The organism is Flavobacterium sp. GW823-FHT04A11 (assembly GCF_058796535.1).
Window position 1 is genome coordinate 4969174 of sequence record NZ_CM179503.1, and the last position, 15130, is coordinate 4984303.

Annotated in this window: 10 protein-coding genes; 7 read left to right on the forward strand and 3 right to left on the reverse strand. The window is 36.3% G+C overall.

What is annotated here, in order from left to right; all coding sequences use genetic code 11:
- Window positions 1-39: 39 nt before the first annotated feature.
- A complete protein-coding gene (locus AC3QL1_RS21220) occupies window positions 40-918 on the reverse strand; it encodes an AraC family transcriptional regulator (RefSeq protein ID WP_492494118.1) in 879 nt (292 codons plus the stop codon).
- A gap of 330 nt (window positions 919-1248) precedes the next feature.
- Between AC3QL1_RS21220 and AC3QL1_RS21225 the strand changes: the two genes are divergently transcribed.
- From AC3QL1_RS21225 to AC3QL1_RS21255, 7 genes are all read left to right on the forward strand, one after another.
- A complete protein-coding gene (locus AC3QL1_RS21225; protein WP_492494119.1) occupies window positions 1249-2358 on the forward strand; it encodes a glycoside hydrolase family 26 protein in 1110 nt (369 codons plus the stop codon).
- Window positions 2359-2576: 218 nt separating this feature from the next.
- Window positions 2577-3968, forward strand: coding sequence for an MFS transporter (locus AC3QL1_RS21230; protein WP_492494120.1), 1392 nt, complete (start codon window positions 2577-2579; stop codon window positions 3966-3968).
- 28 nt (window positions 3969-3996) lie between these two features.
- Window positions 3997-5187, forward strand: coding sequence for a glycoside hydrolase family 130 protein (locus AC3QL1_RS21235; protein ID WP_492494121.1), 1191 nt, complete (start codon window positions 3997-3999; stop codon window positions 5185-5187).
- Between the two features lie 5 nt (window positions 5188-5192).
- The gene (locus tag AC3QL1_RS21240; protein ID WP_492494122.1) at window positions 5193-6383 is read left to right on the forward strand and encodes an AGE family epimerase/isomerase; all 1191 of its coding nucleotides are present in this window, start codon (window positions 5193-5195) and stop codon (window positions 6381-6383) included.
- 6 nt (window positions 6384-6389) lie between these two features.
- Window positions 6390-7637 carry a glycoside hydrolase family 26 protein gene (locus tag AC3QL1_RS21245; protein ID WP_492494123.1) on the forward strand — a complete coding sequence of 416 codons (1248 nt, stop codon included), beginning with the start codon at window positions 6390-6392 and terminating at the stop codon, window positions 7635-7637.
- 260 nt (window positions 7638-7897) lie between these two features.
- Window positions 7898-9187, forward strand: coding sequence for a glycoside hydrolase 5 family protein (locus tag AC3QL1_RS21250; protein WP_492494124.1), 1290 nt, complete (start codon window positions 7898-7900; stop codon window positions 9185-9187).
- A 104-nt stretch (window positions 9188-9291) separates the two neighbouring features.
- Complete coding sequence (locus AC3QL1_RS21255; protein WP_492494125.1) at window positions 9292-11277, forward strand: retaining alpha-galactosidase; 1986 nt, start codon at window positions 9292-9294, stop codon at window positions 11275-11277.
- A 99-nt stretch (window positions 11278-11376) separates the two neighbouring features.
- On the opposite strand, the gene AC3QL1_RS21260 is transcribed toward AC3QL1_RS21255, so the two are convergent.
- The gene (locus tag AC3QL1_RS21260; protein WP_492494126.1) at window positions 11377-12333 is read right to left on the reverse strand and encodes an aldo/keto reductase; all 957 of its coding nucleotides are present in this window, start codon (window positions 12331-12333) and stop codon (window positions 11377-11379) included.
- A gap of 275 nt (window positions 12334-12608) precedes the next feature.
- Entirely contained in the window at window positions 12609-14906 is a 2298-nt protein-coding gene (gene bglX, locus AC3QL1_RS21265) for a beta-glucosidase BglX (RefSeq protein WP_492494127.1), read from the reverse strand.
- Window positions 14907-15130 lie beyond the last annotated feature (224 nt).

The following is a 15130-nucleotide window of genomic DNA, read 5'->3' on the forward strand; positions in this document are numbered from 1 at the left end:
TCGTTAAAAATAATATTTGTTTGTGCAAAAAAAGTATCACTACAAAATTCGCTTTAATCCAGAAAAATCCTCTCTATATTGACTTGGAGTACAATTTTTAATAGCCTTAAAGCTACGATTGAAGTTTGCAATATTATTAAAGCCGGATTTAAAAGCAACTTCAGAAACGCTCATGTCTTTTTCAACCAGCCAGCGTGCCGCATATCCAATTCTGATATCATTAATATAATTGACAAAAGTTTTCCCAGTACGTTTTTTAATAAATCTGTTAAAGGAAATAATAGACATGCTGGCAACATTGGCAACATCTTCTAAAGTGATCTTTTCTGCAAAATGTTTCTGCACATATTCATAAACCAGTTTCATTTTATCATAGTCGTCAAACGTATCATAATCTACCGTATAAGTAGAAAGCAAACGCTGATTTCTGGAATTGGCCAGATCATATAATAAAGAAGTAATTTCCAGAAAGTAGTCCATTCCGTCTAATTTAGAGAGCTTTACCAATCTTGGCGTTAATTCCTCAGCTACTTTTTTAGAAAACAAAATACCATGAATCGATCGATTGAACATATCCCGAATTGGGTTCATTATTCTCCTGGACAATAAAGATTCATGAAATAAATCATTATGAAACTGAATCGTAATCTCGTGAATTTTTTTACTCGTGCATTTATTTAGTTCCCATCCGTGATATAAATTCGGACCAATTAAAACCAATTCGATATTATCAATTTCTTCAATATTATCTCCAACAACACGCTTCACTCCTTTTCCATTCAGAATAAAATTGATCTCAAATTCCGGATGATAATGCACCGGAAAATCAAAACTATCCTTTACTCTGTCAAATACTAAAAAGCTGTCTCCCGCAGAAAGTGGAGCTATTTCTCTGTAAAAATTCTTAGCATTACTCATCTTTAAAACTGTTTTATAAAATGATATTCGGTTTTTTAATTGCAATAATATGATATATAATTGATAAAATAATATTAAATAGACGATAAACATCCGTTTATCTTTGAAAAATAGAATTACGATTATTTCAAAAACAATATCAATAATAAACATTAATCGTTTTTAATAGAATAACTTTTTAAAGTTTTAATAAATTTAATCCTTAAAAAGTATCAAATTTAAGATTGAAAAAATGAAGCTTAAAAAAGCTGTTATCAATTTGACTTTTTATACTATAATGCAGAAAAACAACTATATTCGAAAATGAAAAAAAACATAATAACCTTTATAATGGCAGTATTTATAGGAAGTTTTTGTTCTGCAAAGAATAGTACTAATAATACTAATTTGTCACTTTCAGATAAAAAAGCGACACCAGAAACTGTTTCACTGTATAAAAAACTAAATAAGTTAACTCAAAAAGGATTTCTTTTTGGGCATCAGGACGATCTTGCTTATGGTGTAAACTGGAAATATGAAGATGGAAGAAGTGATATAAAAGATGTCACAGGCGATTTTCCTGCTGTTTATGGCTGGGATCTTGCAGGCCTGGAAAAAGACAGCCCGAATAATATAGACGGAATTCCGTTTACTAAAATGAAAAAATATATTGAAGAAAGCCACGAAAGAGGCGGAATCACCACTATAAGCTGGCATTTTGATAATCCCGCAACTGGAAAAAGCGCTTGGGATAATACACCAAACTCATTAAAAACAATTTTACCGGGCGGAGAAAATCACCAGAAATTTACAATCTGGTTAGATAAAGCCGCTGAATATTTATTATCCTTAAAAGATAAAAAAGGAAAAAACATTCCCGTGCTTTTCAGACCTTATCACGAACTTACGGGCGGCTGGTTTTGGTGGGGAAAAGGAAATTGCACGCCGGAAGAATTCAAAGCTGCATGGAAATTTACCTTTGAATATTTACAGAAAAAAGGAGTTCACAATCTCATTTATGTTTACAACACAAGCAGTTTCGCTACCAAAGAAGATTTCTTAGCAAACTATCCCGGAGACAATTATGCTGATATGATCAGTTTTGATTCTTATCAAAATAACGACGACAAAGACGGTCAAAAATTCATCGCAGAAGTTCAAAACCAATTGGAAATTATCAATGAAATTGGAATTGAAAAACATAAACCGATTGCTGTTGCAGAAGCTGGTTACGAAGCCATTCCTGACCCAAAATGGTGGACAGGAACTTTACTGAAAGCCATTGGAGAGTATAAAATATCCTATGTTTTATTATGGAGAAATCACGGCTGGCAGGAAAAAGAACAGAAAATGCATTATTATGCGCCATATACAGGACAAATAAGTGAGAAAGATTTTGTCGATTTTTATAATTTGGACAAAACTTTGTTTGAGAAAGACGTCAATAAAATTAAAAATTGAGAATTAAAAATTAAAAATCCGCTTAAATCCGCGTCATCTGCGTGCTGAAAAAGTCAACACATAGAGACATAAATTTTAAGTTAAAAAAGAATTCAAAAATAAAATCTGTTTTTATCCGCGTTTTTACGAAGTAAATCCGTTTTATCCGCGTCAAAAAATCAACACATAGAATTAAAATAATTAACCAAACAAAATTACAACCATTAAAAAAAGCCTAAATGCACGACAAAATAAGTTTAAAAGAAAAAATAGGTTACGGTCTTGGAGATGCCGCATCATCCATGTTCTGGAAAATTTTCAGCATGTATCTTTTATTTTTCTATACCGATGTTTTCGGATTGGCGCCTGCCGTAGTAGGAACTATGTTTTTGATTACCAGAATATGGGATTCTTGTTTTGACCCAATCGTTGGCATTATCGCCGACCGAACAAAAAGCAAATGGGGAAAATTCAGACCTTACTTATTATGGGTTGCCGTGCCGTTTGCCGTGATTGGCGTATTGACTTTTTACACACCTGACTTTGACGAAAAAGGAAAAATAATTTACGCTTACTTAACCTATTCTGCCATGATGATGATTTATTCATTAATCAATGTGCCGTACGCTTCACTTTTGGGCGTTATGTCATCTGACAGAAAAGAAAGAACCACTTTATCTTCTTATCGAATGGTTTTTGCCTTTGGCGGAAGTCTTTTGGCACTTTGGCTAATCGAACCTTTAGTGCAATATTTTGGTGGAAACCTGAACTCAAAAACAGGCTGGCTGGCCACAATTTCCGTTTTTGGAGTTATTACAACCGCTTTTTTCTGGGGCTGTTTTTTCTTCACCAAAGAAAGAGTAAAACCCATTGCCGACGAACAGGCAAACTTAAAAGAAGATTTAAAAGATTTATTAAAAAACAAACCGTGGTGGATATTACTCGGAGCCGGAATTGGTGCTCTGGTTTTCAATTCTATTCGTGACGGAGCTGCTGTTTATTACTTTAAATATTATGTAAGCAGTAGTGTAAACTTCGATTTTTCCCTTTTCGGAACCGATTTTCACATGACGCCAACTTCGATTTATTTGGTTTTAGGGCAAGCAGCTAATATCATCGGAGTTATTGTTGCAACGCCAATTGCCAATAAAATTGGTAAAAAGAAAACCTTTTTTGGTGCAATGGCATTAGCAGCACTTTTAAGTTTAGTTTTCTATTTCTTCGGGAAAGATGATGTTTTCCTAATCATGAGTTTTCAGGTTTTAATCAGCATTTGTGCAGGCTGCATTTTCCCATTAATCTGGTCAATGTATGCAGACAGCGCCGATTATTCGGAGTGGAAACAAGGCCGAAGAGCTACAGGTTTGGTGTTTTCAGCCTCATCCATGTCACAAAAATTTGGATGGACCATTGGCGGCGCAGGTGCCGGATGGCTTTTAGGATATTTTGGCTTTCAGGCCAATGTAGAACAAACCGTCTCGACCCAAAACGGAATTCAGTTAATGTTAAGCGTACTTCCTGCATTAGCCGCTTTTATATCAGTCGCTTTTATTTTGTTTTATCCTTTATCCGAAGAAAAACTTCAAATAATAGAACAGGATTTAAACGAAAAACGAGACCAGATCAATTAAAATTATACAGATACAGAAATCTATTTATATGACAGCAATAGCCTCTTCCACTACATTTCAGGATAGAAAAGTAGCCTTAGAAAAAGAACATAAAATACTGATCGAGCAAAAAAACGCTCCTCAGGATCATGCCGGAAACGGTATATACGAACGCTACAAAAATCCGGTTGTTACGGCAGCTCATGTCCCTTTGAACTGGCGTTTTGACCTCAACGAAAAAACAAATCCTTTTCTGCAGGAAAGAATCGGAATGAATGCTGCTTTCAACGCAGGAGCCATGAAATGGAAGGGAAAATATCTGCTTGCCGTTCGTGTAGAAGGAATTGACAGGAAATCATTTTTCGCTATTGCAGAAAGCCCAAACGGAGTGGATAATTTCAAATTTTGGGATAAACCCTGTGTAATTCCGCAAACAGCAGAACCGGATACAAATGTGTACGATATGCGTTTAATCAACCACGAAGACGGCTGGGTTTACGGAATTTTTTGTACCGAAAGAAAAGATCCAAAAGCACCAAAAGGCGATACCAGTTCGGCTGTAGCCAATGCCGGAATCGTGCGCTCGAAAGATTTAGTAAATTGGGAAAGATTGCCGGATTTAATTTCGAATACCGGACAACAGCGAAATGTAGTTTTACATCCTGAATTTGTAAACGGAAAATATGCTTTATACACACGCCCACAAGATGGATTTATTGATGTTGGTGCCGGCGGCGGAATTGGTTTGGGATATGTAGATGATATGACAAATCCTGTCGTAAAAGAGGAGAAAATTATTTTCGGAAAACAATACCACACAATTTATGAATTAAAAAACGGACTTGGCCCCGCTCCTATCAAAACAGAAAAAGGCTGGCTGCATCTGGCGCACGGCGTTAGAAATACCGCTGCAGGATTGCGGTATACACTTTATATGTTTATGACTGATTTACATGATATTACAAAAGTAACACACGTTCCGGCAGGTCATTTTATGGGACCTGAAGGAATTGAAAGAGTTGGCGATGTATCGAATGTTTTATTCTCAAACGGATGGATTGAAGATAATGACGGAACTGTTTATGTATATTATGCTTCATCAGATACAAGAATGCATGTTGCCGTTTCATCAGTTGCAAAATTGGTTGATTATGTAACAAATACGCCCGCAGATACTTTTATTTCTGCTGGTTCAGTAAAAACAATCATCAATCAAATCGAAAAAAACAACGCAATATAATCATCGTGTCATCAAAACTAAAACAGCTTAAATCTGAACTAAAAACAGAACTGGATTCTATTTTGAATTATTGGTCAAAAAACACGATCGACAATCAAGATGGCGGTTTTTTTGGTCAGATTGATGATAAAGAAAATGTAATTGAAGATGCAGAAAAAGGCTCCGTTTTAAATGCCCGGATTTTATGGTCGTTTTCGTCAAGCTATCAAATCACTAAAAACGAAGAACATAAAGAAATAGCAAAACGTGCTTTTGAGTTTCTTTCCGAATATTTTTATGATGCAGAATTTGGCGGCTTATTTTGGAGCATCAATGTTGACAAAACGCCAAAAGACACCAAAAACCAAATCTATGCTTTAGCTTTTGCCATTTATGGATTATCTGAATATTATGCGATTTCAAAAGATGAAAAAGCTTTGGCAATAGCTATAAACCTATATTTAAGAATTCAAAAAAACAGTTATGATCCAGTAAACAAAGGTTATTTAGAAGCTTTTACCAGAGATTGGCAGCCAATTGAAGATTTGCGCTTAAGCGAAAAAGACGCCAACGAAAAGAAAACCATGAATACCCATTTGCATATTGTTGAAGCATATGCGAATTTGTTTAAAGTCTGGAAGGACAAAACGCTTCAGAACGACATTATCGAATTATTACAAACCATAGAAAAACATTTTATTAATACCGAAACCGGACATTTACATTTGTTTTTTGATGAAAACTGGATCGAAAAACCAGACGTTATCTCCTACGGACACGACATTGAAGCTGCCTGGCTTTTGTTACTATGTGCCGAAATTGCTGAAGATGAAAAGCTGATTGCGAATTACAAAAAACATGCGATTCAAATGGCAGAAGTGACCAAAGAAGGTTTAGATACTGACGGAGGTTTATGGTATGAATTTGATCCTGAAAAAGAAGAACTAATTGCCGAAAAACACTGGTGGGTGCAAGCCGAAGCTTTAATAGGTTTTTATAACGTATATCAGTTAACGGGAAATGAAAATTATTTAGACATCGTTTTAAAAAACTGGAACTTTATTAAAAACCACATTTTAGATACTAAAAACGGAGAATGGTTTTGGGGAGTTTACCGCGATTATGCGCTAATAGAAAAAGACAAGGCCGGATTCTGGAAATGTCCGTATCACAATAGTCGGGCTTGTATGGAATTAATGAACCGAATTAAAACATAACCAAAAATGAAAATCAATTTCCTCAAAATAGCCTTTTTAAGTCTCTCGATTTTGACTCTGGCAAGTTGTTCTTCAGATAAAGAATCAAATGATGAAATTATTGTTGATCCGCCAACGCAGGGCGATGTTTTAACAACGCAAAATGTCACCAATTATATGGTTGATGCCAATGCTACAAAGGAAACTATAGCGTTATTTTATAATTTAAAAATACTCGCTAAAACAAAAGTTGCCATTGGCCAGCAAGATGCTTTTAATAGTTTCTATCAGGATGCTGGCGGTGATTCTGATATTAAGAAAAACACCAGTTATGATCCGGCGGTTTTAGGTTCTGATTTTTCGTTTATTACTGACAAAAGCAATAACAATCAGGCTGATAACTGGTTTTATCAACAGGAAATAAAAATTACAAATGATGTAAAAACTGCTTACGCCAAAGGCATCATAAATACTTTTAGCTGGCATTTGAGAGAACCTTACAAAGAAGAATCTTTTTATGCTGACGATATGACATCGGAACAAAAAACCACTGCTTTTAAAAGTATTTTGCCTGGCGGAGCAAATCACGAATGGTACAAGAAAAAACTTGACAAAATTGCCAGCGTTGTTTTAAATTTAAAAGGCTCAAAAGGAGAATTGATTCCGATAATTTTCAGGCCGTTTCATGAATTTGACGGAAGCTGGTTTTGGTGGGGCGCAAATTTTTGCACTGCCGATGAATATAAAACCGCTTATCAGTTTACGGTTGATTATTTGAAAAACACAAAAGGCGTTCACAATATTTTGTATGCGTTTTCGCCCGACAATTCTTATTTAACTGCAGAAAATTATTTAAGCAGATATCCAGGCGATAAATATGTTGACGTTTTGGGAATGGATAATTACGGTGACTTTGCCAATCAGGGAAGTACCGGTGTTAATAAAGCAAATGCCAAGCTTAAAATGATATCGAATATGGCATTAGACAAAGTAAAAATTGCCGCTTTGACTGAAACCGGTCATCGCGTTACGGCAATGACACCTTCAATTGACAACTGGTTTTCAAGTTATTTATACAGCGCATTGAATGATAATCCAACATTTGACCTTCAGATTATTTCAATAAGTTATGTGATGTTTTGGAATAATAATCTGGATGGATATTATGTACCAAATGGTTCGGTTTCGAATGCTGCGGATTTTAAAACATTTGCTGCGAAACCAAAATCGGCATTATTGAATTCTTTGCCGAAGATGTATGAATTGCCGAAGTAATTTTAATTTTGAAGTCACGTTCTTTTTTGTCATTTCGAGGAACGAGAAATCACACTAGTAGATCGACACAGATTGAGATATGCTTTACGGATTTTCGCGTGCGATTTTTCGTTCCTCGAAATGACAAAACTGTGACAAAAATTATCTTATGAAACCTAAAGCCCTAGCCCTGATAGAAGTGGAAATCCTTTTATTTTTTTTCTTTAAAAAAATAAAAGATTGAAACGGATAGCAGGAAACAGCTCCTAAAAAAATAAATAATGAAAAATAAACTTCTAAAAACCCTCGGATTGGCTTTGATTTTCTCCACAATCGCTTGTCAGGCGCAGGAAAGAATTACGGTAAAGGGAACGCAATTTTATAAAGGTGACAAACCGTACGCTTACATTGGAACGAATTATTGGTATGGAAGTTTGCTGGCTTCGAAGAAAATAGGCGACCGAAAAAGATTGCTTCGCGAACTGGATTTAATGCAGAAAAACGGAATCGATAATTTACGTATTTTGGTTGGTGCCGATGGTGGAAAATACGATTTTACCGTTCGTCCGGCGCTGCAATATGAACAGGGAAAATACGACGAAGATTTGCTTGACGGACTGGATTTTTTGATTGCCGAAATGAGCAAACGCAAAATGTATGCGGTTTTATACTTGACAAATAACTGGGAATGGTCCGGCGGAATGTCGCAATATTTAGAGTGGAATGGCAAAGGTGCAATTCCGGTTCCGAATATCGCACCGAATACCTGGCCGCAATTTATGTCGTATACTGAGAAGTTTCATAGCTGTGAGCCTTGTATGGAAGCTTTAGAAGATCATGTGAAGTTTATTATTGGAAGAACCAATAAATATTCGAAAAAGAAATATACAGAAGACAACACCATTATGGCGTGGCAGGTTGGAAATGAACCGCGACTTTTTACGGTGGAAAACGAGACAAAATTTACGGTTTGGCTTAATAATATTGTAAATTTAATTGATAGTTTAGACAAAAATCATTTGGTTTCGACAGGATCTGAAGGAAAAAACAGTTCGAATGACAGCATGGAAATCTTCGAAAGAACACATCAAAATCCCAATATTGATTATTTAACGATGCATATCTGGCCCAAAAACTGGAACTGGTTTAAGGCCGATGATGCTGAAAAAACCTTGCCAACTACACTGGAAAATGCCGGAAAATATATTGACGATCATATTAAAGTTGCTACTAATTTAAAGCGTCCAATTATTATTGAGGAATTTGGTTTGCCACGAGAAAACGAAAATTTAACAGCAGGAACTTCTGTGGCAAACCGAGATGTTTTTTACAATTATATTTTTAGAAGAGTTGCCGAAAGCGTTAAAAATAATGGTCCGCTGCAGGCAGCTAATTTCTGGGGATTTGGCGGCGAAGGAAAAGCTGTGACTAAAGACGGAAAATGGAATCCCGGAGATCCGTTAACAACAGATCCGCCGCAGGAACCACAAGGCTTAAACTCTGTTTTTTCGAGTGATAAATCAACATTGGAAATTGTAAAAAAATACAACGCAGAGTTTAAGAAAAAATAAAAATTTTAAACCATATAAGTTATATAAGAAATTATAAGCCAAACTTTGCGCTATTATTTAAATGAACTTATAATCACTTATATGGTGGAAAGAACGCTCCAATTATGAAAAAATTATTTGTTTTCTTTTTCCTTATACTTGTAAATCTTTCTTTTTCGCAGAAGAAACAGGATTTTATTTTGAATTCTCCTGACGGGAAAATTGAAGTTAAAATTTTGGTGAATGATAAAATAAGCTGGGTAATTTCACATGAAAAGGATTTGATTTTGGCTCCGTCTACAATGTCAATGACTTTGAATGAAAATGAAGTTTTAGGAAAAAATGCGGTTGTTTTAAATTCAAAAAAAGAAAGTGTTGATACTTCATTTGAAACTCCGTTTTACAAAAAGAAATCGGTTCAAAACAAATACAATCAGCTGACTTTAAACTTTAAAAATGATTTTAGTATTGAATATCGTGCTTTTGATGATGGTGTTGCGTATCGATTTATTACCAAAAAGAAAAAAGATATTACCGTAAAATCAGAAGAAGTAGTTTTGAATTTCGATCAGGATTATAATACTTTAATGCCGTATGTTCGTGATTTACGAAATCCGAAAGATCCTTTTATTTCTTCGTTTGAAGCGCATTATGAAAATAAAAAAATCAGCGAATTTGCGAAAGATACTTTGGCTTTTTTACCTTTTTTGATTGATTATAAAAATCATAAAAAAGCCGTTTTTCTGGAAGCAAATCTCGAAGATTATCCGGGATTATTTGTGACGAATAATAATTCAAAATCAGGTTTTGAATCTCGTTTTTCGAAATATCCTTTGCAGGAAAAAAACGGCGGATTCAACAACATCAACCGATTAATTACGGAAAGAGCCTATTATTTGGTTAAAACAAAAGGTACCAGAAATTTTCCGTGGAGAGCAATTGTTATTTCTGAAAATGATGCTGCTTTAGCCAATAATGATATGGTTCAAAAATTATCCGAACCTTCTAAAATCAAAGATGTTTCGTGGATAAAACCAGGAAAAGTAGCCTGGGACTGGTGGAATGACTGGAATATTTATAATGTTGATTTTAAAGCAGGAATCAATACGCAGACATATAAATATTACATTGATTTTGCTTCTGAAAATAAAGTTGAATATGTGGTTTTGGATGAAGGCTGGAGTCTGGAAGAAGACATCATGAAACACAATCCGAATGTTGATTTGGAAGCTTTGATTGCGTACGGAAAAGAACGAAACGTCGGTATTATTTTGTGGAGTTCGTGGATGGCGCTAACCAAAAATACAGTCGAAATTTTAAAAAATTATGCTGATTTGGGAATCAAAGGTTTTAAGGTAGATTTTCTGGATCGTGATGATGCCAAAATGGTAAATTCGATTTATGACATTGCACAAAAAGCGGCTGATGCTAAATTGCTTTTGGACTTTCATGGCATGTACAAACCAACCGGAATTCAGAGAACTCATCCCAATATTTTAAATTTTGAAGGTGTAAAAGGATTGGAAAATAATAAATGGACGCCAAATGATGATGTTCCATTATACGATTGCACGATTCCGTTTATCCGAATGATGGCCGGTCCAATGGATTACACACCCGGCGCGATGCGAAATGCCACAAAAAGCGAATTCAAACCAAGTCATTCAAACCCAATGAGTCAGGGAACGCGATGTCATCAACTGGCACTTTACACGATTTTTGAGGCGCCTTTGCAAATGATGGCTGATAGTCCGACAGCTTATATGAAGGAACAGGAAAGCAGTGATTTTATTGCCAAAACTCCAACAACTTTTGACGAAACAGTCGCGTTGGATGGCGAAGTGGGAAAATTTGTTTCCATTGCCCGAAAAAAAGCAAATACATGGTATTTAGGAGCCATTACCAATTGGGATTCGAGAGAAATAACAATTGATTTTTCTTTCCTTGAAAAAGGTAAAAAATTCGAAGCCGAGATTTTCTCAGACGGTTTAAATGCAGATAAAGCCGCAGTAGATTATAAAAAGGAAATTATTACGGTTGATGCTACGACCAAATTAAAATATCGATTGGCAAGTGGCGGAGGATTAGCTATGATAATTCAACCAAAATAAAAACCCAATTTGTCTCACCATTTTATACGTTTTCAAATCCGACAGGTTTTTAAAACCTGTCGGGTTTAATATTGTAAAGTTGATATTATTTATTAAAAATCAAGACAAAATCTTCTCAATCGCATTCAATTCATCTTGCGTAAAATCAAAAATTTCCAGACAATCAATATTATTATTTAATTGCCTAACAGAACTTGCACCAATTAAAACCGAAGTGATTCGTTTGTCTTTCATCAGCCAGGCCAACGCTATTTGTGCCAAAGATTGATTTCTATTCTGTGCGATTTCGTTTAACTGAACTAATTTCTGAATACGTTCCTCAGTAACCTCATCTTCTTTCAAATGTCCGTTTGGATTATGTGCTCTTGAATTTTCCGGAATCCCGTTTAGGTATTTATCTGTTAAAAGTCCTTGTGCCAAAGGCGAAAATGCAATACAGCCCACTCCTTTTTCTTCCAGAACATCCAGTAAACCATTTTCTACCCAACGCTCCAACATCGAATATTTGGCCTGGTGAATCAAACATGGCGTTCCCAATTGTTTTAAAATATCAACCGCAACACGAGTTTGCTCTGCCGAATAATTACTGATTCCAACATACAACGCTTTTCCGCTTCTTACGGCGTAATCAAGCGCCATCATGGTTTCTTCAATTGGCGTTTCAGGATCAGGACGATGCGAATAAAAAATATCGACATAATCGACTTTCATTCTCTTTAAACTCTGGTCTAAACTTGACAATAAATATTTTCTCGAACCCCAATCGCCATAAGGTCCGTCCCACATGGTGTAACCGGCTTTTGTCGAGATGATGATTTCATCGCGTAAGTTTCCCTGAAAATTATGCCATAAAATTTTACCGAAATTAGTTTCTGCAGATCCCGGAACCGGTCCGTAATTATTGGCTAAATCAAAATGGGTAATTCCTTTATCAAAAGCTTCGACCGCAATACTTTCTGCATTATCAAAATTATCTACCGATCCGAAGTTATGCCACAATCCTAAAGAAATCTCAGGCAGTAATAACCCGCTTTTTCCACATCTGTTATATTTCATTATTTTAATTTAATTGGTTGGAAGTTTTTATAGGTTTTAAAAATACAAAAAACTCTCGCAGATTTTGCAGATTATGGATATTAAAAAATCTGCCGGATCTGCAAAATCTGCGAGAAAATATTTTTGATTACAAAAAGCTTTCTGATTCCAATCGTATTCCCCCTAGCTGAAGCTAAGGGCTATGCAAAAAAAAATCGCCACGAATTCACGAATGAATTATTTAAAAATTCGTGAATTCGTGGCGAAAAAACCTTTGCACCTCTGCCTCTCAAAAACTATTCTTTTATCTCAAAACCACCAGTTAAACCACCTTCAGAACTTCCTCCAACCATAATTTTAAAAGTTCCCGGTTCTACCAAATAATTCCCGTCATTATCATAAAAACCAAGTTCTTTATTGGTTAAAGTAAAAGTTACCGTTTTAGTTTCTCCTTTTTTCAGGTTTACCAATTCAAAACCTTTTAATTCTTTTATTGGGCGAACGATGCTTGCATATTCATCATGAATGTATAATTGAACCACTTCTTTTCCATCATAATTTCCGGAGTTTGTCACTTCGACACTAACCTGAACATTTTCTCCTTTTGTAAAAGCAGGTTTGTTTACTTTCAAATTTTTGTAATCAAACTTCGTATAACTCAAACCAAAACCAAACGGATATTGAGGCGTTTTTTCGACATCCATATAATGTGACCAAAACACATTTTTATCGCTGTCAACAGGTCTTCCGGTGCTGTACTTGTTATAATAAATCGGAACCTGACCTACATTTCTCGGGAAAGACATCGGCAATTTTCCACTCGGATTATAATCGCCATATAAAACCTGCGCTACGGCATTTCCGGTTTGAGTTCCTAACTGCCAAGCCTCAACAATTGCCGGAACATGTTCTGCCGCCCACGGAATACTCAACGGACGACCGTTATTTAAAACCAAAACTACATTTGGATTTACCTTATAAATTTCTTCTAATAATTCCTGTTGTAAACCAGGTAAATTCAGATCTGTTCTGCTTCTGCCCTCGCCGCTCTGGAAACCGTATTCACCTAAAACCATAACCACAACATCGGCTGTTTTTGCGGCTGTTTTTGCGGCTTCAAAACCGCTTTTATCTGTAGTATTAAAAATAGTTTCCGTCAAAAAAGTAGCTTTTTGCGAAAGCAAATCTGTACCTTTTTCAAAAACCAGCTGATTATCTTTGTATTGCTGCATTCCCTCAAGAACCGAAACGGCCGTATTATCATCAGCCGCAATCCTCCAGCTTCCAAGCGGACTGTTTTTATCATTTGCCAAAGCCCCAATCAAAGCAATTTTTTGTCCTGATTTTTTTAGCGGAAGCAAACCTTTTTCATTCTTCAACAATACGATAGATTTCTTCGCCATATCTAAAACTCCTTCATTATTGGCTTTACTTCCAACAACCGCTTTTTCCTGTTTTTCGTCACAATATCGGTACGGATCATCAAACAAACCTAGTTCAAATTTTACACGAAGAATTCTGCGAACGGCATCATCAACCAAAGATTCCTTTACTTTTCCTTCTTTCACCAAATCAGCCAATTTCGCCACATACAAATACGATTCCATATCCATGTCTGAACCAGCATTTACCGCTTTTGCAGTTGCATCGGCTTCATCTTTTGCATAACCATGCGCAATCATTTCACGAATCGATGCATAATCAGAAATCACAAAACCATCAAACTTCCATTTTCCTTTCAGGATATCTCTTTGCAAAAAGGCATTTCCGGTTGCCGGAACGCCATTCAAAGTATTAAAAGAATTCATAAACGTACGAACTCCAGCCTGAACCGTCGCTTCAAAAGGCGGTAAAACCGAATTGTACAATTTAGAATTACTGACATCTACAATATTATATTCCAAACCTGCTTCGACATAGCCGTAAGCCGCAAAATGTTTCGCACAAGCCGCAATCGTATTTACTTTGGCCAGATCAGCAACTGTTTCTCCCTGAAAACCTTTTACTCTGGCAATCGCAATTTTACTTCCCAAATACGGATCTTCCCCCGCACCTTCCATCACACGTCCCCAACGCGCATCGTTTGCAACATCTACATTTGGACCAAAAGTCCAGTTAATTCCGGATGCCGAAGCTTCATCCGCAGCAATCGCCGCCGATTTTTTAATTGCTTCCAGATCCCAACTCGCCGCTTCTGCCAACGGAATCGGGCTCAACGTTTTATAACCGTGAATAACATCAAAACCAATAATCAGCGGAATTCCCAAACGGGTTTCTTCGACCGCAATTTTCTGAACGGCGCGAACTTCCTTCACACCACGAACGGTCAGCATTGAGCCGACAAGTCCTTTTCGTAAATGTTCGTATTTTAACTCGGCAGTTCCACCTTTTGGAGCCGGTCCCGTCACATCCCAAAAACCGTTATATTGATTCATTTGTCCCACTTTTTCCTCCAAAGTCATCAAAGGCAAAAGCAAATCGATACGTTGCTCAATAGTTTTATTTTTATCCAGATACGGCTTTTTCTGTGCATTCATATTTCCAACAGTAAACAGGGCAAAAACCCCAATCGTTATTATTTTTTTATTTTTCATGATAGTATATTGGTCAGATAGTTTCCTGTTTTGGGCGTGTCCCGCCGAAAAAGGCGGGTCGGGCTATTCGCTGCAAGTCCTCGCACTTCCTTCGTCAGGCTGTGGGCTTTTCGCTGCTATCCCTCACGCGAGCGGGTTAACGAGAACTTTTCGATATTTTTTTCATCTCAGCACATGTCATCCTGAGCGAAGTCGAAGGAACATAAGTAGCTCGACAAAGTTTG

Excerpts from the sequence above, each read along its gene's own strand:
- AC3QL1_RS21220 (WP_492494118.1), bottom strand. The coding sequence starts at position 918 with ATGAGTAATGCTAAGAATTTTTACAGAGAAATAGCTCCACTTTCTGCG.
- AC3QL1_RS21235 (WP_492494121.1), top strand. The coding sequence starts at position 3,997 with ATGACAGCAATAGCCTCTTCCACTACATTTCAGGATAGAAAAGTAGCC.
- AC3QL1_RS21250 (WP_492494124.1), top strand. The coding sequence starts at position 7,898 with ATGAAAAATAAACTTCTAAAAACCCTCGGATTGGCTTTGATTTTCTCC.
- AC3QL1_RS21230 (WP_492494120.1), top strand. The coding sequence starts at position 2,577 with ATGCACGACAAAATAAGTTTAAAAGAAAAAATAGGTTACGGTCTTGGA.
- AC3QL1_RS21260 (WP_492494126.1), bottom strand. The coding sequence starts at position 12,333 with ATGAAATATAACAGATGTGGAAAAAGCGGGTTATTACTGCCTGAGATT.
- AC3QL1_RS21225 (WP_492494119.1), top strand. The coding sequence starts at position 1,249 with ATGGCAGTATTTATAGGAAGTTTTTGTTCTGCAAAGAATAGTACTAAT.
- AC3QL1_RS21255 (WP_492494125.1), top strand. The coding sequence starts at position 9,292 with ATGAAAAAATTATTTGTTTTCTTTTTCCTTATACTTGTAAATCTTTCT.
- bglX (WP_492494127.1), bottom strand. The coding sequence starts at position 14,906 with ATGAAAAATAAAAAAATAATAACGATTGGGGTTTTTGCCCTGTTTACT.
- AC3QL1_RS21245 (WP_492494123.1), top strand. The coding sequence starts at position 6,390 with ATGAAAATCAATTTCCTCAAAATAGCCTTTTTAAGTCTCTCGATTTTG.